Origin of the sequence: Mesorhizobium sp. L-2-11 (assembly GCF_016756595.1) — a bacterium.
GTDB lineage: Bacteria > Pseudomonadota > Alphaproteobacteria > Rhizobiales > Rhizobiaceae > Mesorhizobium.
This window is the reverse complement of sequence record NZ_AP023257.1, coordinates 2468388-2493007: the sequence shown is the minus strand read 5'-3', so window position 1 is coordinate 2493007 and position 24620 is coordinate 2468388. Positions and strand designations below refer to the sequence as shown.

The following is a 24620-nucleotide window of genomic DNA, read 5'->3' as shown; positions in this document are numbered from 1 at the left end:
GGCCGGAACACCGGATAGGCCGCTCTGCTGCAGCGCAAGTCGCTATCGTAGCGGCCCCGATCGTAACGGCGGGGGGATTGCCGCGAGGTGTATCTCAATTCCGTCTTCGCCCACTTCGCCACGCCAGGCGATGCGTTCGGCCGGTTGCCTGGCGCCAAAACGCGGTGAAACCCAGCCGCCCTGCCCCGGTGCGTCGCCGCCGGCGCGGATGTCGATCGCAGCGTCCGGAAAGCGCATGGCTATCAGCCGCTCATCGCGGCGCAGTACCGTGACCGTGTTTCCGTCCCGGTCGGTGCCGAGACCGGCTGCGAGTTGAAAGACGACCTCGGCCACGCGCCTGCCACCGAGCAGTTGGTCGCTCACGACGATGCCGTCGGCCTGGTGCGTCACGGTGCGCTGATGCACAACGCCGAAGCGATTTTTATACCCGTCATGGCGGGCGCGCAGCTTCCAGTGCGTTCCCGGCTCGCTCTCGACCAACTCCGCAACCGCCTTGTGCGACCAGTTGAACATCCCGGCGATGATGCTTTGGCTTTTGCCCTCGATATTCAGCGTGTTATGCGCTGGTGTTGAGCGAAACCAGTCGCGCCAGACGCCTCCCGAACCGTAGAGCCAGGTGCCGGGGTCGACCAGCACCGGCCCGCCATCGATGCACAAGGTCAGCGACAGCGCGTCGGCATGGCCGTGAGCCGCTATCGAGAGATAGCCGAGCGGGCCGTGGTCGAATGTCAGATCGATGCTGCGGCCGTTCATCTCGCCGCGCCAGACGGAGAGCCCGCCTTGCGTGAACGTCTGCAGGCCACGCGACGTCGGTGCCGGCGCCGACGGCGTGCCAAAGACGAGCGCCCGAAAATCGTCGGCCTCAGCAGCGTTGCCCGGCATCTGTAGAAAGCCATGGACGGCGGCGGCGACGGATCGGACATAGTCCGGCTCGTCCCCGAGCGTCAGAACGCGACCTTCGTCATTGTCGCCAAAGCCGGCGGCTGGTGGCAGCCAGGCGACGAAATTGGCAAAAGCGGCCAGACGCGCTTCGACGGGCGAGGCAAACGGCGTTCCAGCCTGGCGTGCCGCAGCGGCGCACAGCAAGATGAGTTCGGCGGTGAAGGCCGCATATGTCGGGGTCTGCTCGGCACCGGCGCCATCGGCGAGAATCTGCTTGCGCGCCTCAGCCTGGAGGGCGCCGCGTGCAGCGTCGGGCGCGGCCGCCAACGCCAGGCCGATCAGATACTCACCAGCCAGTTCTGCGACGAGATGATTGTTGGCGGAGGAAAACCGGGAGGGGAACCGCGGCAGCCAATAGGCGCTTGCCGCCAGTATTTCGCCCACTTGCTGCCGTGTCGCCGCGCCTAATCGGTCGCCGACGAGGTCCATGATGACAATCAGGCTGATGGCGCGCAGCGCGACTTCGATGCCGGAGGCCCAGCCAACCCCCCGAAACGGCGGGTTGGCTGAATGCCAGCTATCGATCGCCGCCTCAATGGCCCTCCGGGACTGGTCGTCGCCGGCGAGGAGCAGGTGGGCGGCCAGTGGCAGCAACTGCTGCAACCGGTTGATCTCCCACACATATTTTACATCGCCGCGGCCGCCGCCATGGCGAAAATCGATATCGAAAGCATGGGCCTCGGCACCCGGCCAAAGCCTGCCGGTCACCGGATCAAGGCGCCAAAGCTCGGGAGGAAACAGCCGATCGGGATGGCGCCGCGGCCATGTCCGCCCAAGTGCGGAAAACTCGCCGCCAAGCGCCTTTTGCGCCGCCGCCGCTATGGCTTGCCGTTGTGCCGGTGTCGCAGCCAGCACAGCATCGCGCAGTCCGCGCAGCACCGGATGCAACCGGGGCGAAGCATAACGCTGCCAGCCGCCGTCGCGGCGGCGCGAAGCGATCCTTCGACGCTGCTCGCCCAGCCGGTGCAACACCTCAGCCGGCTCCATGCTGCGCAACCGATTGATGTACCAGCCGATTCTCATACCGCCCCGTCAGGGTTTCGATTCTTGTATACCATGCTGTCGAAAAGCCGCGCGACCGCAATCCTCTTTTCCGATCCTGCGGTTAATATCTCCGACCATGAAAAGGAAAGAGTGGCGATGATAAGGACGGCTTTTGTAGCAGCGTGGATGCTCGGCATGGCGATAGCCGCCAACGCTGCACCGATCCCGCTGCAGCGCGGCGTTGGCGTGCATGAATGGCTCAACTGGTCGCCGGTGGAGGACGATGGGTCCTATCGTTGGCCGCCCTATCGCAGCGAGCAGGAGTGGCGCGCTGGACATGGGCCGCTCACCGATTGGCCCGGCGACGCGTTTGCGCGCATTCGGTCGATGGGCTTCGACTTCGTCCGGCTGAGCGTCGACCCCGGCCCTCTGCTTGCCAGCCGGGGCGCCAAACGCCAGCAGGCGCTGGACATACTTGCCGCCGCGGTCGAGCGGGTCACGTCGGCGGGCCTCAAGGTAGTTTTCGACCTGCACGGCGTCACCCAGGTTCCAGCCTACAGCATGGAGATGATCTATGACGGTGCCGACAGCGAAGGCGTTGCCAGCTATCGCGAAATGGTTGTGGCGGTCGCCACCATGCTGGCCAGGGTTGGCGCCGACAAGGTAGCCCTCGAGCCTTACAACGAGCCGGCATACTACCCCTGTGATTCGAGCGGCAGCGATGACTGGCAGCGGATCATGGCAGACACGGTCCGCGATATTCGCGCAGTCAGCAGCGAACTGACCATCGTCGCAACAGGCGCCTGTGGCGGCAGCATTGCCGGACTGGTCAATCTCGCCCCCGGCTTTGACGATCCGAACATCTACTACAGCTTCCATATGTACGAGCCGCACAGTTTCACGCACCAGCGGTCCGAGGGGACAGGCGCTTTCGCCTCGGGGCTGCCCTGGCCGGCCGACAGCAGCACGCCCGAAAAGGTGACCGAAACCCTTAAGGCACAGATGGACGCCGCTGGCTTGAGCCCGGTCGAGCAAGTGATGAACATGGTCGCGGCGCGTGAAGCAATCGCCCGGTATTTCGAGCAGAATTGGGGGCCGAGCCAGCTCGAGGCGAGCTTCCGTCAGGCGGTTGACTGGGCCGAGGCGCATGGCATTCCAGGCCGGCGACTGTTCATGGGCGAATTCGGCGTCATCCTCATGTCTGCGGACGGCCGCATGGGCGCGTTCGACGCTGACCGTCTGCGCTATCTCGAGGCGGTGCGCCAGCAGGCGGAACGCTTGGCGATACCCTGGTCCGTCTGGGAATTCGCCAATCCGCATGGCATGTCGCTGATCCTCCCCGACGGACCGCCCGTAGCTGATGGCGGACTGGTGCGAGCGCTGGGTCTTGCGTCTCAGTAACGCGACATGTCGAGCTGCTGGTTGATGAGCGCCCGCTTGCCGCCCCGCCCGACGGCAATGCGGTCCACGGCTTTGGGGCAAAACCGGATACGGCCGTTTGTGCGGTTGACCAACGTCTCGACGAGTCGCGCGGCGCAGGCAGGTGGCGCCCCGGCGGTCGGGATATAGCGAATCAATGCCTCGCCGGGATGGTCCTGGTAGAATTGCAGCTCCTCTATGCCGTCGAAGAATGCGGGGCCGTCGGGCACGAGGTGCGTCGTCACCACCCGGCCGCCGTCGGCGGTCACCAGATAGTCGACGTTTCGGCGCGGCATGACAGCCTCGACTCTAAGCCGCTGGCCGTTTGCCTCATTCGGCAATTCCACCAACCGGGCAGAGTCGCCGGTATCGTAGCGGATGAAAGGCATGCCGGTCGACAGGAAGCCAGTGCCGACGAGCCTTCCCTCCTTGCCTGTCTCTGTTACTGGCTCGCCTGCGGCATCGACCAATTCGGCGAGGCCGTAGAGAGGATTGAACGCGTAGCTGCCGGGGGCTCCGGGCGTTTCTTCGGCGAACAGCACCTTTTCGCTGAGCCCATAGAAGCAGGACAGCGGTACGTCGCCAAGAACGTTTCGGATGATCTCCCGTTGATGGGGATGGACTGGCTCTGAGATCATCATCATGCCCTTGACGGGCCGTTTTGGTACTCGGTCAAGCACTCGCATATGCCGGCAAAACAGCTCTATGGCCGAGGGATAGCCATAAAAATACGTGATGCCCCGCGCGTCGATCAGGTCGAGATAGGCATCGGCGTCGTCGACGGTCATTGGAAAGACAGCGAGCCTCAGCTCACGGAGTGCCGGGTCCCATTCATGCCGTCGCTTGCCGGTGGCATCGAGGCTGAAGCCGCGGAAGCAGACGCGCGCCGTGCCTTCATCAAAACCGATCCGCGACCAGACGTGGTAGACGAACGCCATCTCGCGGGCGCTCCGATCCTTATCGAGATAGAAGTGAAATGGCTTGTCGGTGCTGGAGCCGTTGCCGGAGGCCTCATCCAGTTGGGCAATCGGCACCGCCAACGCTGCAGTTCCAGCCTTCCGCAGGATGTCCTTGGACAGGACCGGGAGGCGGCGCAGGTCGGCAAATCCCAGCGTCGACAGATCAAAGCCCGGACCGAGGGCTTGGTCGATCGACTCGCGATAGAACGGACTTCCGGCATGGGCTTTCCGCAACAGCGCGCGCAGCGCGGCGAGATGAAATTGCCCGGCATAGACAGGATCCTCGGCGGCCATGGCGATCCGGCTCCGCCACGACCGATAGGTCGCACCAAATTTTACCCGAGTTGGCGCCAGCGCCAGCATGGGCGCCAGCAGCCGCCTGACCGCTGTCGGGCTTCGCACATAGGCGCCGCGCGCTACGTCAAGAAAATTCATGATTTTGCACCGGACCTGCCGTTTGCCGCCTCATGCCACACACGGCATATCGATGCCGCGAACGAAGAAAGCTCCAGCCGTTCCCGGTGCACCGCCATGGCAGCCGAGCCAAGACGGGCGCGCAACGCCGTGTCGTCAACCAGTTCTGTCAGTGCCTCGGTCAGCGCCGCCACATCGCCGGGCGGCACCAGCAACCCGGTCTTCTTGTCGATGATGATGTCCTCTACGGCGCCGACAGGCGTGGTTACCACCGCGAGGCCGGAGGCCATTCCCTCGATGACCGAGACCGGCAGGTTTTCGGCGAATGAGGGAAGCGCCAGAATGTCGGCCGAAGCGATCAGCGATGCAACCTCGTTAGGACCCACCCAGCCTGGAAAGGCAATACATCCGGCAAGCCCCAGCCCGGCCGATCTTGCCCGTACGGCCTCGACGTCACCATCGCCGGCGATTGTGGCGCGCCACTGTTTGGCAGGCTTCATGCGATGCAGTGCGTCCAACAATTGCGGCACGCCCTTGCGGTCGCCGATACGACCCAGGAACAGGATGTGAACGCTGTCTCCACCACCGACATGGGCGAGCGACGGCACTTCGGTAGCATTGGGCACAATCACTATGTTCGCGGCCGCGCCTGGCGCCCGTGCAGTGACGAAGTCGCGCCAGATACGGCCCAGAACCACGATCCGTTCGGCATGCTCGAACATATGCCGGATGCGGCGACCCATGAAGCTGCGGTTTTCCTTCCAGAACGTCTGGTATTGAGCTCCATGCAAATGCAGCACATAGGGGATGCCGAGCAACCGCGCGCACCTCGCGATGACCATCTTGCGGTAGGTACTGCCAAAGCTCGATACGTTGATGTGAACGACGTCGGCACGGCCGCCAATACGCGCGATGAACATCCGAAGGCAAAAGCCAATCATGTAGAAAACCGACAGCGCGACCGAGCCCGAACCGCGACTGGGAAGGAACCGCGCTTCGATCTTTCCAACTCCCTGTCGTTGGAGTTCGCGATCAAGCGCCACCATGATGCGGTCGATACCGCCCTGCCCCGACACACCCGACGGGGTCGCGACCAGGACATGTATTTTTCGATCGGGTAAGAGACTCTGCAGCATGGTATTCTGGATAGCACGGATCGAGTAACCACAAAGCAAACGTTCCCGGTAAGTTTACGGCAAATCTTTTAGTTCAAACTGAATCTGTTCACCCTTCGCCGCTGTCGCGCTGGATTTTCCGCCGGTTGACGGTTAGTCGAGGCGGAATTTTTCCGGGGACAACCCTTTGCTGCTGCGCTCCACGCTCATCTATGCCCCGGCGATCCTGCTGACGCGGATTTCCGCGCTGCTCCTGCTGGTCATCGTGACGCGGCTGATCGATCAGACCGAGTATGGCCTGCTGACCCTGGTGGTGACCGTCGGCGAAATGACCGACATTGCGGTCACCAACTGGCTGCGCATCGCTTTGCTCAGGCTTGGCGGCAAAGGCGACGTCAGCCGCGGCAGCCTGATGCTGGCCGGGCGGGTGCTGCTTGCCAGCACGGCGCTGGCGCTGATCATATCCGTGGTCGCCTCTGCAGTGATCGTGCCGGAGCGCTGGGTAGAGTTCGCGATCGCCGTCTGCAGCTACCTGATCGCCGGTTCGATCGGCCGCTACGCGCTGACGGTGCTGCAGATGCAGCAGCGTCATTCCATCTATTCGATGCTCGAGTTCCTGCGCGCCGCGCTGCAGCTGGCGTTGCCGATCGGCGCCATCGTCCTGTATCAAGATTCCTTTCTGACGGTATCGCTCGGCTCGAGCCTCGGTGTTTTAATCGCCGGTATCGTGGCGGGCATCATGGCATCCCGACGCATCGTTGCCGGTCCGCCACGCTTCACCCAAAAGGAGTTCTTCGTCCTCGGCGTGCCCCTGGTCATCATGGCGCTGGTAGGCTTCGGCCTGCATAGCGCCGAGCGTGTGTTCCTCAAGATCTATTACGATGCCGGCGCAGTGGCGATCTTCGCCGCAGCCTATGCGCTGGCCCGCCAGCCAATCGATATGGTCGCCAATTCCATCAACATGGGCGCCTTTCCCGAGGTGGTCAGTCGGTTCGACGACGACGGGCCTGCTGCATCGGGCCGGTTGCTGTCGCAATTGATGGCCTTGATGATGCGTCTTTGCCTGCCGGTTGCAGCGATGCTGGTCGCGCTCAGCAGCGATATCACGCAGCTCCTGCTGCCCTCTGAATATCACGGCCGTTTCGGCCTGCTCTTTCCGATCATCGCCTTCAGCGTGCTGTGTGCCAATCTCGCCAGCTTCGTCTATGGCACCGTGGTGCACGCGCACAAGCGGCCGTGGCTGCTGATCATCGCCAATTCCTTCGGCTCGGTGGCGACAATCGCGCTGTCCGTGCTGTTGATCCCGCCGATGGCGGAGGTCGGCGCTGCTTTGGCGCTGGCGGGCGGATCGCTGGTCGGCCTTTTAGCCTGCATTATCATCAGCGAACGGCTCACCCCGGTGCCGGTGCCATGGCGCGACATCGGCATGTCGGTCGTCATCTCGCTCAGCACGGGGCTGGCCGCCGGCCTTGCCAGCGCTCTATTCGGCGATATGCCGGTCATCTTCTCGCTCGTCGCGGGCGGCGCCGCCGGCACGGTGGTTTTCTTCGGGCTGACCTGGCTGGTCTACCCTGCCGCCGCGATGCAATTTGTAGCCAAGCTGAGGGCGCGGCTTCGGCTCGCAGAGACCCGGTGATGGCATTTTGAATCCGTGGTCCTGAAAAGCAGTTCCAGCGTCCAATTGCTTCTCGGCGCCAGCGCCCTATTGGTTGGCGGGGAAGAAAATAGTGCACTGTCACCGAAATTTCGCACCGAAATTTCGGAACGAGCACGGGTGCCTGCCTCTCTTCACGGCACAAACCTTGATGGAAGGGGCCACTTGGGAACGGCAGCCGCCGCCCGAACGCTGACCGCGCTTGGATCAGCTGTTGTCGACTTATGACCCACATATCGTACGCGCAGGCGCAGGAATGGGGCTTCGATGCAGGTGTAGCTGAGATAGCCGATCGGGATCATCGCCAAGAAGCACAGGCCGGACCATAAGCAAGCAACGTAGAAATTGCTGATGCTCATGATGTGCGTGTTTATGAATTCGGCCAACTGCATGACGAAAAACAGGTGCAGCAGATAGATTGAATAGCTGTAAGAACCGGCCTTCTCCATTACCTTGAACAGGGGGCCCGTTCGCTTCTTCGAGAAGCTCGTGTCGTAGTATGCGATTGCAAATGAGTAGGCTGCCGCCTCCAAGGTCGGCAGGATGATCCATATCCAATGTGGCGATGGATAGCGCTCCAACTGGTAGAATCCGCCGGCGGCATCGAACCACCAGAAGAACCCCGAAAATGCCACAATAACGAACAGCGCCAGCCAATGCCGGTCCTTCGCATAGGCACGAACATGAAAGGCAAGGATGCCGGCCAGAAATTGGTCGCCATGGCCTATGATGGTCAAGGACGCTGCCGACTGTACCTCGCCTATTTGCAAATACAGCACGGACCTCAGCACAATGGCTGCCGCAATAAATAGCAAGGGGGCGAACAAGAACCGCCTAGACGCCATGAGCAGAAATGGCAGCAACAGATAAAAGTGAGCTTCAATGGTTATGGACCAGCCGCCGTTCGGAAGCGTCGGAAAAATAAATCCCTTGCCGACACGGGTAAAATACTCGGCCACAGACTGACCGGCCATGTATCTACGGCAGGCCTCGATGCATATTACGGCCAGCAGGAGCGGAAGCAGTCTTAGGGCCCGGTTGGCAAAGAAGGGCAGATATCTGATCTGCTTTCCGTCAAGAAGCTTGGCGAACAGATAACCGGAGAGCGCCATGAACAGTGAGACGCCGGTGTGTCCCTCATCCAGAAGGCTGAATATGGGCAAAGCTGGCACGATTCCATAAGGCACTGGCCCTTCAGGCGACTCGTGAAGAAAATGCCAAGTAAAGACCATGAAAGCGGCAAGGCCGCGAATATGGTCAAGCGCGGGATAGTGTTCTCCGGTTGAGGATCTCATAATTCAGGCCAACGTTCCGTATCTCGTAAGATGCTTCACAAAAACAACTGTTCATCTCTGCGCCAGAACTATTTTCAACTGATTAATTTGAAATCATCGAGGCTTGTTCGATGGCACCCTTTGGGCGGGTAGAGACGCCGATCGGGGCCCCATGATCGGTAACGCTGTCTGTGACGCCTCGAAGCGCCGGTCGAATGCCAAGGCCAGCGACAATGTAAGTCGAGTCATGCGGTCAATTTACAAACAGCGACAGCCGAGCAAACATGGCAAAACACGGCAAAAGTGCACTGTCACCGTAATTTCACGGCAAAAGTGCACTGTCACCGTAATTTCTGAGGGCGCGGCTACGGCTCGCATAGAACCATGATGGCATTTTGAATTTGCCGTGCCGTAGTCCTGGAAAGCGGTTCCGACTTCGGACCGATGCTGTAGCGCCAGGGCGGGCGCCGTGTTTGCTGGGGCAATCGCTCCTTATAGATCGACCTTTCGGCGCCCCCGACGGCCCCATAACTCCCGGCACAGCAGCGCCGCGTAGGCGGTGTTGGTGTCATAGTAGCGGCGCCACAAGCGCCGCGGCTCCTGTGCCACGCGAAACAACCATTCCAGACCGGCCGCTTGAACCAGTTTTGGCGCCCGGGCGACCTTGCCGCCATAGACGTCGAAACTGCCGCCCACGCCCATCACGAAACTCGGGGTGAGTTCATCACGATAGCGCTTGATAAAGCGCTCCTTGCGCGGCGTCGGCATCGCCACCAACAGGCAGTTGGCCCCCGAGGCGTTGATCGCCTCGACGATGCCGGCCTCGTCTTCTGGCTTGAAATAGCCATTGCGCATGCCGGCGACGATGAGACCCGGATGATCCCTGGCAAGTCGCATTTTAACGGCATCTAGCACGGATTGTTCGGCGCCCAGGAGGAAGGGCCTGAAGCCACGCTTCGCGCAGAGGCTCAGCAGATTGAACATGATGTCGACACCCGCCACGCGCTCCGGCAGCGCAACGCCGCAAAAACGCGCCCCCCAAAGCACGCCGATGCCGTCGACGTTGATCACATCCGCCGTCGCGACATCCTCCCGCAGCTCGCTATTGTTGCGCATGTTCACAAGCTTGGCGACATTCACCACCACATGATGCAGCGGCCGCCGCAGGGTCATCGCCTCATCGGCGATGGCCAGTGTCTCGGCCATGGTCAACGCATGGATCGGCGCGCCGAGGAATTCCCGGCGCCGCGATGCCAACAGGCGATGCTGCGCCCAGGCTGGGTCGTGCGCGTTCATGCGGCCTCCTCTGCACTTGCAGCAAGCGCCTCGAGCGCTGATTTCTTGCCTTCGATGCGGGCGTCGGGCTTGCGCGCCTTGCGCCAGGTCCACAAACCCCTGGTGTCGATGAGCTTCTTGTCCTTGAGCGCTTCGGGATCGACCAGATTGAACTGCCGATGGTCGACCAGCAGGACGACGATATCGCACTGGTCGATGGCGGAAAGCGCATCGGTGAAGACGATGCCCTTGCCCTCGAGCTCAAGCGGCAGCCTGCGTGCGTTGGGTTCAGCCGCAATGATCTTCAGGTTGGGAATATCCGACAAAAGCTTCACCACCTCGACAGCCGGGCTTTCGCGCATATCGTCGATATTGGGTTTGAAGCTGAGGCCAAGGCAGGCGATCGTCTGCTTGCGGGATGGGTCGAGCAAGGCTTGTATATCCCTGACCACCGACAACGGACGCTCGGAATTGATCCGGCGTGCCGAAGCCATCAGCCGCGTGCTGTTGGGCGCAGCGTCGATGATAAAATACGGATCGACCGCAATGCAGTGGCCACCAACCCCTGGGCTCGGCTGCAGGATGTTCACGCGTGGATGCCGGTTGGCGAGATCGATCACCTCCCAGACATTGAGCGACAGATCCTGGCACACCGCCGCAAGCTCGTTGGCAAAGGCGATGTTGACGTCGCGGAACGCGTTTTCGGTCAGCTTCACCAGTTCCGCGCTTTCGGCCTGGGTCGTGAACAGGTCGCCGGCAACAAAGGTTGAATAGAGTGCAGCGGTGCGTTCCGACGACTTGCGCGATAGTCCGCCGATCGAGCGATCGTTGTTGATCAGCTCGGTAAGGACCTTTCCCGGCAATACCCGCTCGGGCGAATAGGCGACCAGGACATCGGCCTGTTCGCCATGCGCGAGAGGAAATTTGAGATCAGGCCGCAACTCGGCAAGCAGTCCCGTCATGATGCGCGTCGTGCCGACCGGCGATGTCGATTCCAGCACCACAAGGTCTCCCCGCTTCAGCACCGAGGCGATGCTTCGTGCCGCCGCGAGCACATAGCTCACGTCAGGCTTGTGGTCCCCGGTCATCGGGGTCGGCACGGCGATGACAAAGGCGTCCGCCGGTTGCGGCGTGCTGAAAGCCCTGAGCTTGCCGTTGGCTACAACCTTCTGGATCAGACCATCGAGGTCCGGCTCGACGATGTGGATCTCGCCGCGATTGACCTTCTCGACCACCGCTTCGTTGACGTCGACGCCAATGACGTCGAGCCCACGACTGGCGAAGATGGCACAGGTCGGCAGGCCGATATAGCCCATGCCGATAACGGAAACGGTCTTGATCTCAGCCATGATGCAGCAGTTCCTCAACGATCCGGTTACTGGCCCGGCCATCGCCATATGGGTTGTGTCGTTCCGCCATGCCGCGATAGGCCGCCTGGTCGTCGAGCAGGCTGTTGGCATTCAACAGGATCTTTTGGATATCGGTGCCGACGAGACGGGCAGTGCCGGCCGCGATCCCCTCGGGCCGCTCGGTATTCTCACGCATCACCAGCACCGGCTTGCCGAGCGAAGGCGCTTCTTCCTGCACGCCGCCGCTATCGGTCAGCACCAGATAGCTCTGCTTCTGCAGGAACAGGAACGGCAGATAGTCCTGCGGGTCGACCAGGTGGATGTTGGGCACGCCGCCCAGTTCTGCGTTGACCACCGAGCGCACATTGGGGTTGGGATGGACCGGATAGACGATCTGCACGTCCTCGCGCATTGCCAGTCCCTTCAGCGCCGTGCAGATACGATGGATGCCGCCGTCGAAATTCTCACGGCGATGTCCGGTGACGAGGATCATTTTCTTGGCCGGATCGAGGAACGGAAAACGGGCGGCGAGTTTTGCGCTCATCAGCCTGTCGGCGTCGATCGCGCCGGAAAAATGCAGCAGCGTGTCGATCACCGTATTGCCGGTGACGAAGATGGTGTTTTCAGCCTTTCCTTCGGCGATGAGATTGTCGCGCGCCTGGATGGTCGGCGCGAAATGCCAGGTCGCGATATCGCCGGCAATCTTGCGGTTCAATTCCTCTGGAAACGGAGAGTTGATATCGTGGCTGCGCAATCCTGCCTCGATATGGGCGACCGGGATGCGCTTGTAGAAGGCAGCCAGAGCCGCAGTCATCGCCGTGGTCGTGTCGCCTTGCACGAGGACGATATCGGGCTTCGCCTTCTCCAGCACTTCGGCCATGCCCACCAGCACGCGCGAGGTCACGTCGAACAATGTCTGGCCGGGCAGCATGACGTCGAGGTCGTGATGCACCGGCAGGCCGGTCAGTTCGATGACCTGGTCGACCATCTCGCGATGCTGGCCGGTGATGCATGTCTCGGTAACAAAACCCGGATGGGCAAGCGCGGCACGCACCACCGGAAAGCATTTGAGCGCCTCCGGCCTCGTGCCGAACGCGATCAGCAATTTTTGCCTGGACGGCAGTTTTGGATGTGAAAGGACGTTCATTATTGATCCTGGTCGCCAGAAGGCGTCGCGACCTGCTGATTATTCGCTACAAGAGCTATCATAGCGGCAGAAGCCGCCTCCGTGACCTTAAATCTTAATATATGATTAACAGCCAAGCCCACGATCTCCTGAGGTAACTCTTATGAAAGACTAGACCGATAGATATCCTGGCAGAGTAGTCTTGAAAAAGAATATATTCGATTGACTAATATTTTAACTATCGGCCACACGACCGGATCCCGGCGCTGGGAAAATGAGCTTCTGGTGCGGTTGAGCGCAGCCGGTCACGTGGTGTCGAGTTCCCGCGCGCCGACGCCTGCGCCGATCGCACGCGGACTGGATAGTGTGCTGGCGATCGAGAGCCGGCGCTTCGGCCCCTCATTGGCAAGCCGCTCCGCACCGTTGCCGTCTGGCGGTTCTGGTCCGGCCGACCTCATCATCGATCTCACCGGTACTTTCGCGCGACGTGGCGCGCCGGTTCTGACGCTCGAATTTTGCGGCCGCAGCACCTTCCCCGCCGGTGTGGCCGAGATGCTGGCGAGCGGGCGGTTGCCCGAACTTGCCGTTCGCCTCGACGGCGTCACAGTCGCCCGCGGCCGACCGATGCTCGGCGACCGGCTCTGGCTGTCTCGCAGCTGCAACGCCCTGCTCGCTGGGGCCATCTCGCTGGTTGCGCAAAGCGTCGCCCGGTTTGCCGCGGGCGAACTTGCGCCAATAGCCGATAGCCCGGCTCCGATGCTGAGGAACGGCAGTTTTGTCCGGCACTATCTGCCCTTTTTCTGCAGCGGATTGGTCGATCGCGCCGTGCAAAAGCTCAGGCTTGGACGGCGTCCCTTCTATTGGCAGGTTGCCTATCGGCTGATCGACGGGCCAGGTGTCGCCGAAACCGGACAGCTTGACGGTAAGCCGTTCACCGTCCTGTCGGACGATGGCCAGCGATTCTATGCCGATCCATTCGTCCTCGAGCGGGATGGCCGCCACTATCTGTTTGTCGAGGAATTTCCCTACGCTTCCGGTCGCGGCGTGATTTCTGTCGCCGAATTGGGCGACGACGGCAGCTTCGGCGTGCCGAGGGTGGTGCTGGAGGAAACCCACCATTTGTCGTATCCGCAGGTGTTCGCTCACGCCGGCGAGATTTTCATGATTCCTGAAAGTGCGGCGGCGCGCGAGCTTGTGCTCTACCGCGCTGCGCAGTTTCCAGATCGCTGGGTACGCGATACCGTGCTGTTGACGGACAAGGATTTCAATGACGCCACGCTGCTCGAATCGGCCGGCCGCTTCTGGCTATTGGGGACGGAGCGGTTCGGTTATGGCAGCGCGTCGGATACGATGGCGGTCTATTCCGCACCCTCGCTGCGCGGGCCGTGGGTCGCGCACAAGCTCAATCCCATCGCCGTCGATCACTCCGCTGCTCGCCCCGGCGGCGCCTTTATCCGCCACGATGACGCCCTGGTGCTGCCGGTGCAAAACGGCTCGAGAGCCTATGGCGGCGGTCTCGGGTTGATGCGCCTGGAACGGCTTGACGATTTCGACGTCCGTTTTGCGCCGCCCCGCCCGATCGGGCCGGGACCGGCATGGGCCCGCGCGGGCATTCACACGCTCAACCGCGCAGGCAATCTCGAGGTTGTGGATAGCGCCGGCTGACGCGTCTGGAGCCTGCGCTAACCAGGCCGATCCAGTGTCGGCTCGGATGCAGAAGTGGCCGACAGAATGCTCTTCGGCCGGCTTCGAAACGGTGCGTTCCTATAGGCAAGCAGCAGCACCACGATAATGGTGATCTCAGGCGATTTTGACGAGAGCGCGTTGTTCGACAGCGCAGCAAGCAGGAAAGTCATGGTGCCGATCCATGCCGGCAGCGGCGCCCCGCGCAGCAACCGGAAAATGAACCAGAATACCAGCACGATAAAGAGCGCGGCGATCGGCATGCCGAAGAGCATGATGATGACCACCGGCGCGCTCTCGATGTAGGGCAGATGCAACTTCTCGTTGACGATCGCCAGAAGGTCGTCGACGTTCATGCCGAACAGGATGTCTTTCCAGCTGACAAGTCCGAACACCTGGTAGATCGTCACCCGCGCCATGAAATTCTCGTCAAAGATCGTGTTGCCGAATCGGTTCAGCAGCCCGCCCGAAAACAGTATGGCCACCAGCACTGCGCCGCCCGCCACGGCGAACAGCAGCACGACAGACTTGGCCTGGCGCTGATGCTTGAGGGACAGGCGCGGCCAAGGCACGAACATCAGCAGAATGAGGGTTTCTGCGGCAGCGAGCAACAGGGCGGCGCGCGCGCCTGATGCAGCACAGCCGACGAGCAATACGAAGATCGCCAGCACCCGCACCCATATGCGCCAGTTCGTCAGCGGTACGAACCCGATGGCTGTGGCGCAGAGCGCGCCCAGGGCCAGCGGGTGCGCCGATAGCCCGATCGGCCTGAACTGCAGTTCGTTGAGACCGTAGGGCAGAAATCGATGTTGAGTCACTGCTTCGATCGTGCCCATCACCGCGCTGAGGATCACCATCCCAAGCACGAGGTCGCCCAAGGCACGCCGCACTTGCGCGTTCAGGGCCAGCATCAACAGGCCTGCGGCGCCCGCCACCAGATAGGTATCGATGATAAACCCGGAGGAGCCGGCACGGCCGGTGATGAACAGATACGGCACCAGCGCGAAAATCACCGCAGAATAGAGCAGCAAAGCCTTGAAGATTCCGATTTCGTCGCCCTGCAGCAGAAACGGTCGGCTGAAAAGAACGATAGGGAGCAGCAGAAAGATAGCATAGGTGCCGACATGCAGTTTCTCGTAGAATGAACCGCCGTCGGCGGTATAGTCGACGACCATGTTCATGATCTGCGGCGAGACCGTGAAGCGGAGCAGGAACGCCAACGCAGCGCACAGGAAAAACAGCAGCGACAGCGCGTTCTGACGGCGCGCCTGGCTGGATCGTTCCGATGCGGCAGCTGGATAGCTCATGGCCGATCCAAGTGGGGGTATTCAAATGCCATTCTGGCCAACGAGATCCATTCAACGGACCGCTGAACGGACGCGGTGCATGACTCGGCAAAATATGCCAACTTGGAAAATGACATGTTAACGATCTTTCTGTAGTGCTGGTCCGCGTAGCGAACAACCAGAGTTAGCGCCATGTCCGCCGCTTCCGGCACAACCCCTCCCCCTGTAGCGGATTCCAATATCAGCGCATTCGAGCGAATCGCCAATGCGCGGCGCGCCAGCAGGGCAAGGCTGCAACAGGATGCTCCAGCCATGGCACGCCCCCCTGTCACTCCGCCCACGCCCGAGCCTGTCCCGACGGTGACGCTCGACAAGATCGGCGATTTCCTCGAGCTCGATTTTCGACGCCTGTTTGTCTGGCTGCGTGCCGGGCTCGTCTGGGCATTGATGCTGGCAGTGGCCGGCGGCGTCATCGGCGCCGCCTACGGGTTGCTGAGCAAACAGCGTTATACCGTTACGACGGAAATCCTCATCAATCCTGCCAATTTGCAGGTCGTGGAAAACGATGTCTACTCGCAACCGGGCCAGGTCGACAGCCAGATACTGAACGCGCGCAGCAAGCAGCGCATCTTGACCTCCGGCAACGTGCTTGCACGTGTGGTGGACGAACTCGGTCTGGCCAACGATCCGGAGTTTTTCGATCCGGACCAGACCGCTTCCACCTCTGGTGCTGCAGCGAGTGGCGGCAAGTCCGATCCGAAGCTTGTCGCCCAAAAAAACCTGGCGCAGCGGGTCAGCGTCGCTGCAGATGAAACCTCGTTCGTCACAACCCTCGCGGTATCGGCAGAAACCACCGGCAAGGCGATCCTGATCTCGCAAGCCATCGTGAAGGCTTTCCAGGAAGAACTGGCCAAGGCCGAAGCTGCTGGTGCCGGCCGTGCCGCAGCTGCTCTTGAGGGCCGGCTCGGCCAACTCAAGCGCGACGTGCAGGCAGCCGAAGAAAAGGTCGAGAGCTACAGGCGCAGCCACAATTTGTCGGCCAGCAATGGCCAGCTTGTCAGTTCGCAGACGATGACGCAGCTCAATAGCGAAATTGGCGAGGTGCAATCGCGCGTCATCGCTGCGCAGGCAAGTTACGACGCCCTGGTTGCTTCCGGCGTCAATGGGGCCAATCCTGACCCCGCGGTTTCGGCAGCACTTTCAGTATTGCGCGACAAGGCGAATGGCCTGCGGCAGCAGATCGATTCGCAGTCCATGACCTTTGGTCCGCGCCACCCGACGATCGTCCGGCTTAGGACAGAATTCGAAACCGTCAGTTCTCAACTCAGGGCAGAGTTCTCCCGCACGGTCGGCACGGCAAAAGCCAACCTGGACAAGGCCAACGCTTCGCTGGCCTCTCTCACCGCCAGGATGAACGATCTGAAGAACAGCGTTTTCAGCGACAGCGAGTCCCAGGTCGCCCTGCGTGAGCTTGAACGCGACGCCGCTTCGAGAAGGGCGGTCTATGAAAGCTTCCTGTCTCGCGCCCGCCAAATCACCGAGCGCGAGCAGATCGACACCACAAATGTGCAGGTGATTTCCACCGCCGTGCCGCCACCGGGGCGCTCGTGGCCGCCCCGCACCCCTCTGACGGCAGGCCTGGGAGCTTTCGCCGGCTTTGCTCTGGGCATGCTGCTGGCCATAGCCATGGGCATTGTTCGCGACATGCGCAAGCCGCCGAACCGATCAGGCATCGGCGTCAGCCGAGCCTGAATCCGGCATGGCGAAGCGCATTGTCTTTCACATCGCCAGTCTCAGGGGCGGCGGCGCCGAGCGTGTCTTCGTCCTCATGGCAAACGAATTGGCATCGCGGGGGCACGATGTCACACTTTTTACCTGGAACGCGGAAGGACCCAACGCCGCGCTGCGCTCGCCTGCCGTGCATCTGGTCGATTTCGACCTTCCCATCCGGGGCGAAGGTTACGGCAAGTGGGAGACGCTGAAAGGCATCGTGCGAAGCGCACGTTTGTTCAGCCGCCTTGCTCCGCATGCGGTCTATAGTGCCCCGGAATTTGCCAATCTGGTCGTGGCGCTGGCGCTTCTCCTAGGGCGAAGCCGAGCGCGGTTCTTTCCAAGCTTCCACGCAGCCGCCTCACTGCCTTCCAGCAGTCTCGGCGCGAGAATAGCGGTCTGGCTTTCCGCGCTGGTTGCAGCGCGCGCAACCAAAGCCATCGCCGTCTCAGCGGGTGTCGGCCGCGACATTGCGGCCCGCGGCTTTCCACAACCCAAGATTGTCACAATCAACAATCCGCTGCCGCCGGTTGCCGCGCTCCAGCAGGATCCCCATGCATGGCAGGCACAGTTGGCGACGATGGGCGATGGCCCGGTCATCGCCACCGCCGGGCGCCTGGTGCCGGTCAAGGACCATCGGACCTTGCTGCGGGCTTTCGCTATCCTGCGCGCCGGCCGCCGCGCCAGGCTTGTCATCTTCGGCGAAGGTCCGCTGGCTGCCGAGCTGCGCGCCTATGCCGAGGAAACCGGTTCCGGCGCGGATGTGCTGTTTGCTGGCTATGTCAACGACCCGGCGGCCTGTTATGCCGCAGCCGATATGTTCGTGCTTTCCTCGACGAGCGAAGGCTTTGGCAATGTGTTGGTCGAGGCCATGGCTGCGGGCGTCCCGGTAGTCTCCACAGATGCGCCACATGGCCCGCGCGAGATTTTAGGTGATGGTCGTTTCGGCGCCCTGGTGCCGGTCGGCGATGCCGCGGCTATGGCAAAGGCGATGGCTGACATGCTGGACCACCCCACTTCTGCCGCCATCCTGAAAAGCCGGGCGGCGGATTTCAAAGTTGAAAAGATCGGCGATCTGTACGAAGCACTGCTCTGATGCATGTCGCCCAAAAGCCTGCCCCGGGCCTGACCGAGGGTGCGCAGCGTTTTTTAACGGAGTGCTCGAATGAGAAATGTGTGGCGTTGGTTCGGCCCGGTCGACAAGGTGACGATTGCGGATGCGCGTCAAGCCGGGGCGCAAGGCATCGTCACGGCGCTTCACCACGTTGCTCACGGCGCCGTCTGGCCGCCCGCTGAAATCGAAAGGCGTCAGCGCGAAGTCGCGTCGTTGCCGGATGGAAGCGCAAGCGAACTGAACTGGGAGATTGTCGAAAGCCTGCCGGTTTCCGAAGCGATCAAGACGCAGGTCGGCGAATGGCGCAGCCATCTGGCCAACTACAGGACTTCGCTGGAAAACCTGGCGCGGGCCGGCATTTCGGTCATCTGCTACAATTTCATGCCGGTACTCGATTGGACCCGCACCGATCTTGCCTGGCGCCTGCCGCATGGCGGCACCACCATGCGCTTCGATCTGATCGACTTCGCCGTATTCGACATCCATGTCCTGAAACGCCGAGCGGCGCCCGGCGATTATACCCCGGAGATCGCCGCCGAGGCAGAGCGCCGATATGCGCGCATGGATGACCGTGCCCGGAAGATTCTGGCAAAAAACGTCAATTCCGGCCTGCCCGGCTCGACCGAAGACACGTCTCTCGACGGTCTCGCGGCTCAACTGTCAAATTATGACCGTATCGACGCAACAACCCTGCGCCGGCATTTCGTCGATTTCCTGGCGGAGGTCGTGCCCACGGCTGAGCGCCTCGGCCTGCGTCTCTGCTGCCACCCCGATGATCCGCCGTTTCCGCTGCTCGGCCTGCCGCGCATCATGTCGACCGAGGCCGACTACAGCTACGTTCTGGACGCAGTCGACAGCCCGGCCAACGGCGCGACGCTGTGCACCGGATCGCTCGGCGCAAGACCGGATAATGATCTGCCCGGCATGATCGAGCGGATGGGCCCAAGAATCCACTTTGCGCATCTGCGCAATGTGCACAAGGAAGCGGCCGGCACCCCCTGCTCGTTCCACGAGGACGAGCATCTTGCCGGCGACACCAACATGGTGGCAGTGGTGGCGGCGCTGCTCCACGAGGAAGCGCGGCGCAAGACCGAAGGTCGCCAGGACGCCGTCATCCCGATGCGCCCCGACCACGGCCAGGATATCCTCGACGACCTGACGCGCGGGGCGCAGCCCGGCTATCCGGCCATCGGTCGGCTCAAAGGATTGGCCGAGCTGCGTGGCGTCGAACTTGCGATTCGCAGGTCGATATCAGCTTAGCGTGCCGAGCGAGGCGCCCCCCTCTGTCCTGCCCTCTTTGTCAAAACTTGGCATCTCCCCCACAAGGGCAGGGCTGTCCGGGGAAAGTTTTGAGTGAATCGAAATGCCACATGTGCATGCCCCGTAAAACGGGGTTTGTCCGTCTTTTCTCTGGTTGTCGAGACTCAGAAAAGGAACGGGGCATGCGCTTTGCACCTAGCATCTTCGGGCAGCTTCTTGAACCCATCGATCGGCGTCAATTCCAAGCAATTGTGGATCGCCACGACGGGGATGCGTACGACAAATCGTTCAGAAGCTGGGATCATCTGGTGGCGCTGATCTATGCCCAGTTCTGCGGCAGCAGCAGCTTGCGTGGCCTGGAAGCCGGCTGGAACGCCAACAGCCAGCATCATTATCACCTGGGCAGCGGTCCGTTGATGCGTTCGACCTTGTCGGATGCCAACAGACGGCGTCCGGTCGCCATCTTTGCCGAGGCGTTCGGTCTGGTGGCGAACCTGCTCGACAGGCAAATGCGGCGCGAGGGCGAAGCAATGCTGCGGCTGATCGACTCGACCCCCATTCCGCTCGGCAAACTGTGCGATTGGGCCAAGTCGAACGGGCGCATTCGCGGCATGAAGGTGCATGTCGTCTATGACCCGAAGACCGACTGTCCGCGCGTCCTCGACATCACCGACGCCAACGTCAACGACGCCCAGGTCGGTCGCCAGATCACGATCGAAGCTGGAGCGACCTACGTGTTCGACAAGGGCTACTGCCATTATGGCTGGTGGACGGCGATCGCCGAAGCCGGATCGATCTTCGTGACGCGGCCCAAATCCAACATGAGGCTGGCGCTGCTGCGTGATCGCCCTATAGCCGAGCCGCAGGGCGACGGCTTCCTGGTTGTGGAAGACAGTGAGGTAAGCTTGGTCAGCAAGGCTGCTTGCAAGCTGCCGATGCGGCTGCGTCGCCTGCGCGTTCAGCGCGAAACGGGCGACACCATCACGCTTTTGACCAACGATCTGGAGCGCTCTGCCGTCGAGATTGGACGGCTTTACAAAGGCCGCTGGCACATCGAGCTTCTGTTCCGATGGATCAAGCAGCACCTCAAGATCCGCAAGTTCCTCGGCAACAACGGCAATGCAATCCGCCTGCAACTCTTTGCCGCAATGATCGCCTTTGCGCTGCTGCGCATTGTCGCGCGCACCCGCCGCGTCACTATTCCTATCTTGAGGTTCACAGAACTGGTCGCTCAATACTTGTTCGGGCGGCGGAAACTGCACACCATCGATAAGCCGCCACCGGTCAATCCAAGCCGACCAAGGGACCGAGCCTCTCCCAATCAGATGGCCTTCATTTATGAATAACTTTCCCCGGACAGCCCTGCCACAAGGGGGGAGATTGGCAGCTTTGGCGGGGGGAGATGTCCGGCAGGACAGAGGGGGGCGCGAAGGATCGCTGCATCAGCATTTATCCTGAGCCGCTGCATTCTTCGGCTGATTTGCGCGGACTTGTGTATAATAGCAGCTTGCGGCTTGAGTCAGATTGCAATCCGCTAGGTTACGCTCGTTATTGGTCCACCCGCAGCCGGCGTTGAGAAGGACTCCAGGAGGCGGTTGGGAATTCATATCCTGGGAGGAAATCAAAATGAGAAAATTCGCCGCCGCTCTGGCCGCCGCCGCTACGCTGTATTCGTTCGCCGCGGGCGCGCAAACCTATCCCGAACGCACCATCACCGTCGTGGTGCCGTTTTCGGCCGGCGGCCCGACCGACACGGTCACGCGCCTCGTCGCGGAAGCCATGTCGAAGGATCTCGGCCAGCAGATCATCGTCGAGAATGTCGGTGGCGCCGGCGGCACGCTGGGCGCCGGTCGCGTCGCGCAGGCCGATCCCGACGGCTATACGCTGCTCCTCCATCACATCGGCATGGCGACCAGCGCCACGCTGTACAGAAAGCTCGCATACGACACGCTGAACAGCTTCGAATATGTCGGTCTCGTCACCGAGGTGCCGATGACCATCGTCGGCCGCAAGGACCTCGAGCCGACCGACCTGAAAGGGCTGGTCGACTACGCCAAGGCCAACAAGGATACCGTCACCGTCGCCAATGCCGGCATAGGCGCGGCCTCGCATCTGTGCGGCATGCTGTTCATGAGCGCCATCGGCACGCCACTGGTCACCGTGCCCTACAAGGGCACCGGACCGGCGATGACCGACCTTCTCGGCGGCCAGGTCGACATCATGTGCGATCAGTCGACGAACACCACCAAGCAGATCCAGGGCGGCACGATCAAGGTCTACGCCGTCACCTCGGCTGAACGCCTCGATGTTCTGCCGGACGTCCCGACCACGACGGAAGCCGGTCTGCCGGAGGTGCAGGTCGGCATCTGGCACGGCCTCTACGCGCCCAAGGGCACGCCGGCCGAGGTCACCGAACGGCTGTCGAAGTCGCTTCAGGTCGCGCTGAAGGACCAGAATGTCGTCGCCCGCTTCGCCGAACTCGGCACCAAGCCGTCGTCTGAAGCTGACGCGACTCCGGCCGCGCTGAAGGCCAAGCTGGAAGGCGAGATCGCGCGCTGGAAGCCGATCATCGAAGCCGCCGGCCAATACGCCGACTGAGGTTTTCACAAACGGGGCGCCCACCAGCGCCCCGTTTTTTCACACCGGCCCCATTTTCACACCGGCATCGGGGCGCCCGCGGCGCGGGTCTGGGAGGACGTCATGAAACCTTTCACAATCGACACGACCAACGGCATATGCGCCGCGCTGTTCATCTTTCTCGGCGGATTTTTTGCGCTGCAGTCGCTCGGCCTCGAGATCGGCACCGCCTTCCGCATGGGACCGGGCTATTTCCCGCTGGTCCTGGCGATCGTGCTGATCCTGCTTGGCGCCGTCATCCTCATCGAAGCGGTGCGCTTCGAGAGCGAGCCGATCGGCCATGTAGCCTGGCGCGGCATGCTGTTCATCCTGCCTGCCCCGATCTTCTTCGGCCTGACCGTGCGCGGCCTCGGCTTCCTCCCCTCGATCTTCCTGACGGCGCTGATCGCATCGTTTGCCAGCGGTCGCATGAGGCCGCTGACCGCGCTCGTGCTCTCCGCCGGCCTGACGTTGTTCGCGTTCCTCGTCTTCAGCTATGCGCTCGGCCTGCCGTTCCAGCGCTTCGGCCCGTGGCTACAGTTTTGAGGAGATGACCATGGAACTCCTCGACAATCTCGCGCTCGGTTTTTCGACGGCCTCGTCGCTGGCAAATCTCGGTTTCTGCCTGATCGGCGTCCTTCTCGGCACGCTGATCGGCGTTTTGCCCGGTATCGGCGCCACCGCCACCATCGCCATGCTGTTGCCGATCACCTTCCAGATCGGCGACCCGGTTTCCTCCCTTATCATGCTCGCCGGCATCTATTACGGCGCGCAATATGGCGGCTCGACCACCGCCATCCTCATCAACATGCCTGGCGAATCCTCGTCGGCCGTCACCGCCATCGACGGCTACCAGATGGCCAGGAACGGCCGCGCCGGGGCGGCACTCGCCATCGCGGCGATAGGCTCGTTCTTCGCCGGAACGGTGTCGACCTTCCTCGTGGCAGTTTTCGCTCCACCGCTGACGGCGATCGCGCTGGAATTCGGCGCGGCCGAGTATTTTTCGCTGATGATCGTCGGCCTTGTCTCGTCCGTCGCGCTCGCCCACGGCTCGATTGTCAAGGCGCTGGCGATGGTCGTGCTTGGGCTGCTGCTCGGCCTTGTCGGCACCGACATCTACACCGGCACGCCGCGCTTCACGCTCGGCATCCGCGAATATGCCGACGGGCTGAATTTCGTCGCGGTGGCGGTCGGCGTCTTCGGCGTCGCCGAGATCCTCCGCAACCTCGAAAACGAGCACGAGCGCTCGGTGATGATCCGAAGGGTCTCCGGCCTGATGCCGACCCGCGAAGACTTTCGCCGCATGGCGGCGCCCATCGTGCGCGGCACCATCATCGGTTCGGCGCTCGGCATCCTGCCGGGTGGCGGCGCGATCCTTGCAGCCTTCGCCTCCTACACGGTCGAAAAACGCATCTCGAAAAACCCCGGGGAATTCGGCAAGGGCGCCGTCGAAGGCGTCGCCGGACCGGAATCGGCCAACAATGCCGGTGCGCAGACCTCCTTCATCCCGATGCTGACGCTCGGCATTCCGGCCAACCCGGTGATGGCGCTGATGATCGGCGCGATGATCATCCAGGGCATCGTGCCCGGCCCCAATGTCGCGACCGAACAGCCGGCGCTGTTTTGGGGCATCATCGCCTCGATGTGGATCGGCAATCTGATGCTGATCATCTTGAACCTGCCGCTGATCGGGCTTTGGGTGAAACTGCTGACGATCCCCTATTACGTGCTCTTCCCAATCATCATGGCGTTCTGCTCGATCGGTGTTTACAGCGTCAACACCAACATCTACGACCTCTACGCCGTCGCCTTCTTCGGCTTGCTCGGCTATCTCCTGACCAAGCTGCGCTGCGAACCGGCGCCGCTGCTGCTCGGCTTCGTGCTCGGCCCGCTGCTCGAGGAAAACCTGCGCCGCGCCATGATTCTCGCGCGCGGCGACCCGACCACCTTCGTGACCAGGCCGATCAGCGCCGGTCTGCTGTTCATCGCGTTCGCCGTGCTCGTCATCGTCTTCCTGCCGGCGGTCAAGAAGAAGCGCGAAGAGGTGTTCGTGGAGGAGAATTAGCGAAAGTCACGCGGCCAGAGCGTCACGACGGTGCAGTACCTTTGATGGCGGAGCGAGGCGCCCCCCTCTGTCCTGCCGGACATCTCCCCCACTTGGGGGGAGATTGGCAGCTTCGCTGACGGCGCCTGTTCATCAACGCTGGACGTTGGCGAAAGCCGCAATGACAGCCGATCTCCCCCCTTGTGGGGGAGATGTCCGGCAGGACAGAGGGGGGCGCGAAGGATCGCTACGCAGCGCTTTTATTCTGAGCCGCTTGCATTCCTCATGGCATTGCCCGGCGGCCACGGCAGCCAGCAGGAGGACCACCTCAGACGG

18 protein-coding genes are annotated in these 24620 nt (G+C 62.0%); 10 read left to right on the top strand and 8 right to left on the bottom strand.

The window, feature by feature from the left end:
* Positions 1-42: 42 nt before the first annotated feature.
* A complete protein-coding gene (locus JG739_RS11960) occupies positions 43-1965 on the bottom strand; it encodes a heparinase II/III family protein (protein WP_202366629.1) in 1923 nt (640 codons plus the stop codon).
* A gap of 117 nt (positions 1966-2082) precedes the next feature.
* Between JG739_RS11960 and JG739_RS11955 the strand changes: the two genes are divergently transcribed.
* Entirely contained in the window at positions 2083-3327 is a 1245-nt protein-coding gene (locus JG739_RS11955) for a glycoside hydrolase family 5 protein (protein WP_244749830.1), read from the top strand.
* Here the strand turns inward: JG739_RS11955 and JG739_RS11950 are convergent.
* Entirely contained in the window at positions 3321-4739 is a 1419-nt protein-coding gene (locus JG739_RS11950; protein ID WP_202366628.1) for a phenylacetate--CoA ligase family protein, read from the bottom strand. The two genes, JG739_RS11955 and JG739_RS11950, sit on opposite strands and share 7 nt — an antisense overlap.
* Positions 4736-5854, bottom strand: coding sequence for a glycosyltransferase family 4 protein (locus JG739_RS11945; protein ID WP_202366627.1), 1119 nt, complete (start codon positions 5852-5854; stop codon positions 4736-4738). The genes JG739_RS11950 and JG739_RS11945 overlap by 4 nt, the downstream gene beginning before the upstream one ends.
* A gap of 166 nt (positions 5855-6020) precedes the next feature.
* On the opposite strand from JG739_RS11945, the gene JG739_RS11940 reads away from it, so the two are divergent.
* Positions 6021-7469: a lipopolysaccharide biosynthesis protein gene (locus JG739_RS11940; RefSeq protein ID WP_202366626.1), complete on the top strand. Its 1449-nt coding sequence runs from the start codon at positions 6021-6023 to the stop codon at positions 7467-7469.
* A gap of 152 nt (positions 7470-7621) precedes the next feature.
* Here the strand turns inward: JG739_RS11940 and JG739_RS11935 are convergent, their stop codons facing one another.
* From JG739_RS11935 to wecB, 4 genes are all read right to left on the bottom strand, one after another.
* Positions 7622-8782 carry an acyltransferase family protein gene (locus JG739_RS11935; RefSeq protein WP_202366625.1) on the bottom strand — a complete coding sequence of 387 codons (1161 nt, stop codon included), beginning with the start codon at positions 8780-8782 and terminating at the stop codon, positions 7622-7624.
* A gap of 471 nt (positions 8783-9253) precedes the next feature.
* The gene (locus JG739_RS11930) at positions 9254-10057 is read right to left on the bottom strand and encodes a WecB/TagA/CpsF family glycosyltransferase (protein ID WP_202366624.1); all 804 of its coding nucleotides are present in this window, start codon (positions 10055-10057) and stop codon (positions 9254-9256) included.
* Positions 10054-11385, bottom strand: coding sequence for a UDP-N-acetyl-D-mannosamine dehydrogenase (gene wecC, locus JG739_RS11925; RefSeq protein ID WP_202366623.1), 1332 nt, complete (start codon positions 11383-11385; stop codon positions 10054-10056). Before wecC ends, JG739_RS11930 begins: the two co-directional genes overlap by 4 nt.
* Positions 11378-12532, bottom strand: a complete 1155-nt coding sequence (gene wecB / locus JG739_RS11920) for a non-hydrolyzing UDP-N-acetylglucosamine 2-epimerase (protein ID WP_202366622.1) — start codon at positions 12530-12532, stop codon at positions 11378-11380. Before wecB ends, wecC begins: the two co-directional genes overlap by 8 nt.
* Before the next feature lie 264 nt (positions 12533-12796).
* Between wecB and JG739_RS11915 the strand changes: the two genes are divergently transcribed.
* Positions 12797-14176, top strand: a complete 1380-nt coding sequence (locus JG739_RS11915) for a glucosamine inositolphosphorylceramide transferase family protein (RefSeq protein ID WP_202366621.1) — start codon at positions 12797-12799, stop codon at positions 14174-14176.
* A 17-nt stretch (positions 14177-14193) separates the two neighbouring features.
* On the opposite strand, the gene JG739_RS11910 is transcribed toward JG739_RS11915, so the two are convergent.
* Complete coding sequence (locus JG739_RS11910) at positions 14194-15501, bottom strand: VpsF family polysaccharide biosynthesis protein (RefSeq protein ID WP_202366620.1); 1308 nt, start codon at positions 15499-15501, stop codon at positions 14194-14196.
* A gap of 291 nt (positions 15502-15792) precedes the next feature.
* Here JG739_RS11910 and JG739_RS11905 point away from each other — a divergent pair, with 291 nt between their 5' ends.
* The 7 genes from JG739_RS11905 (at position 15793) to JG739_RS11875 (ending at position 24305) form a co-directional block, all read left to right on the top strand.
* Positions 15793-17232: a GumC family protein gene (locus JG739_RS11905; RefSeq protein WP_244749828.1), complete on the top strand. Its 1440-nt coding sequence runs from the start codon at positions 15793-15795 to the stop codon at positions 17230-17232.
* Between the two features lie 7 nt (positions 17233-17239).
* The gene (locus JG739_RS11900; RefSeq protein WP_202366618.1) at positions 17240-18346 is read left to right on the top strand and encodes a glycosyltransferase; all 1107 of its coding nucleotides are present in this window, start codon (positions 17240-17242) and stop codon (positions 18344-18346) included.
* Between the two features lie 69 nt (positions 18347-18415).
* Positions 18416-19624: a mannonate dehydratase gene (uxuA, locus tag JG739_RS11895; protein WP_202366617.1), complete on the top strand. Its 1209-nt coding sequence runs from the start codon at positions 18416-18418 to the stop codon at positions 19622-19624.
* Positions 19625-19806: 182 nt separating this feature from the next.
* The gene (locus tag JG739_RS11890) at positions 19807-20970 is read left to right on the top strand and encodes an IS4 family transposase (RefSeq protein ID WP_199202850.1); all 1164 of its coding nucleotides are present in this window, start codon (positions 19807-19809) and stop codon (positions 20968-20970) included.
* 280 nt (positions 20971-21250) lie between these two features.
* Complete coding sequence (locus JG739_RS11885; protein WP_202366616.1) at positions 21251-22222, top strand: tripartite tricarboxylate transporter substrate-binding protein; 972 nt, start codon at positions 21251-21253, stop codon at positions 22220-22222.
* Positions 22223-22324: 102 nt separating this feature from the next.
* Positions 22325-22786: a tripartite tricarboxylate transporter TctB family protein gene (locus tag JG739_RS11880; protein WP_202366615.1), complete on the top strand. Its 462-nt coding sequence runs from the start codon at positions 22325-22327 to the stop codon at positions 22784-22786.
* A gap of 10 nt (positions 22787-22796) precedes the next feature.
* Positions 22797-24305, top strand: a complete 1509-nt coding sequence (locus JG739_RS11875; protein WP_202366614.1) for a tripartite tricarboxylate transporter permease — start codon at positions 22797-22799, stop codon at positions 24303-24305.
* Positions 24306-24620 lie beyond the last annotated feature (315 nt).

Coding starts and splice junctions, on each gene's coding strand:
- JG739_RS11960 (WP_202366629.1), bottom strand. CDS start 1,965: ATGAGAATCGGCTGGTACATCAATCGGTTGCGCAGCATGGAGCCGGCT.
- JG739_RS11955 (WP_244749830.1), top strand. CDS start 2,083: ATGATAAGGACGGCTTTTGTAGCAGCGTGGATGCTCGGCATGGCGATA.
- JG739_RS11950 (WP_202366628.1), bottom strand. CDS start 4,739: ATGAATTTTCTTGACGTAGCGCGCGGCGCCTATGTGCGAAGCCCGACA.
- JG739_RS11945 (WP_202366627.1), bottom strand. CDS start 5,854: ATGCTGCAGAGTCTCTTACCCGATCGAAAAATACATGTCCTGGTCGCG.
- JG739_RS11935 (WP_202366625.1), bottom strand. CDS start 8,782: ATGAGATCCTCAACCGGAGAACACTATCCCGCGCTTGACCATATTCGC.
- JG739_RS11930 (WP_202366624.1), bottom strand. CDS start 10,057: ATGAACGCGCACGACCCAGCCTGGGCGCAGCATCGCCTGTTGGCATCG.
- wecC (WP_202366623.1), bottom strand. CDS start 11,385: ATGGCTGAGATCAAGACCGTTTCCGTTATCGGCATGGGCTATATCGGC.
- wecB (WP_202366622.1), bottom strand. CDS start 12,532: ATGAACGTCCTTTCACATCCAAAACTGCCGTCCAGGCAAAAATTGCTG.
- JG739_RS11910 (WP_202366620.1), bottom strand. CDS start 15,501: ATGAGCTATCCAGCTGCCGCATCGGAACGATCCAGCCAGGCGCGCCGT.
- JG739_RS11905 (WP_244749828.1), top strand. CDS start 15,793: ATGGCACGCCCCCCTGTCACTCCGCCCACGCCCGAGCCTGTCCCGACG.
- JG739_RS11900 (WP_202366618.1), top strand. CDS start 17,240: ATGGCGAAGCGCATTGTCTTTCACATCGCCAGTCTCAGGGGCGGCGGC.
- uxuA (WP_202366617.1), top strand. CDS start 18,416: ATGAGAAATGTGTGGCGTTGGTTCGGCCCGGTCGACAAGGTGACGATT.
- JG739_RS11890 (WP_199202850.1), top strand. CDS start 19,807: ATGCGCTTTGCACCTAGCATCTTCGGGCAGCTTCTTGAACCCATCGAT.
- JG739_RS11885 (WP_202366616.1), top strand. CDS start 21,251: ATGAGAAAATTCGCCGCCGCTCTGGCCGCCGCCGCTACGCTGTATTCG.
- JG739_RS11880 (WP_202366615.1), top strand. CDS start 22,325: ATGAAACCTTTCACAATCGACACGACCAACGGCATATGCGCCGCGCTG.
- JG739_RS11875 (WP_202366614.1), top strand. CDS start 22,797: ATGGAACTCCTCGACAATCTCGCGCTCGGTTTTTCGACGGCCTCGTCG.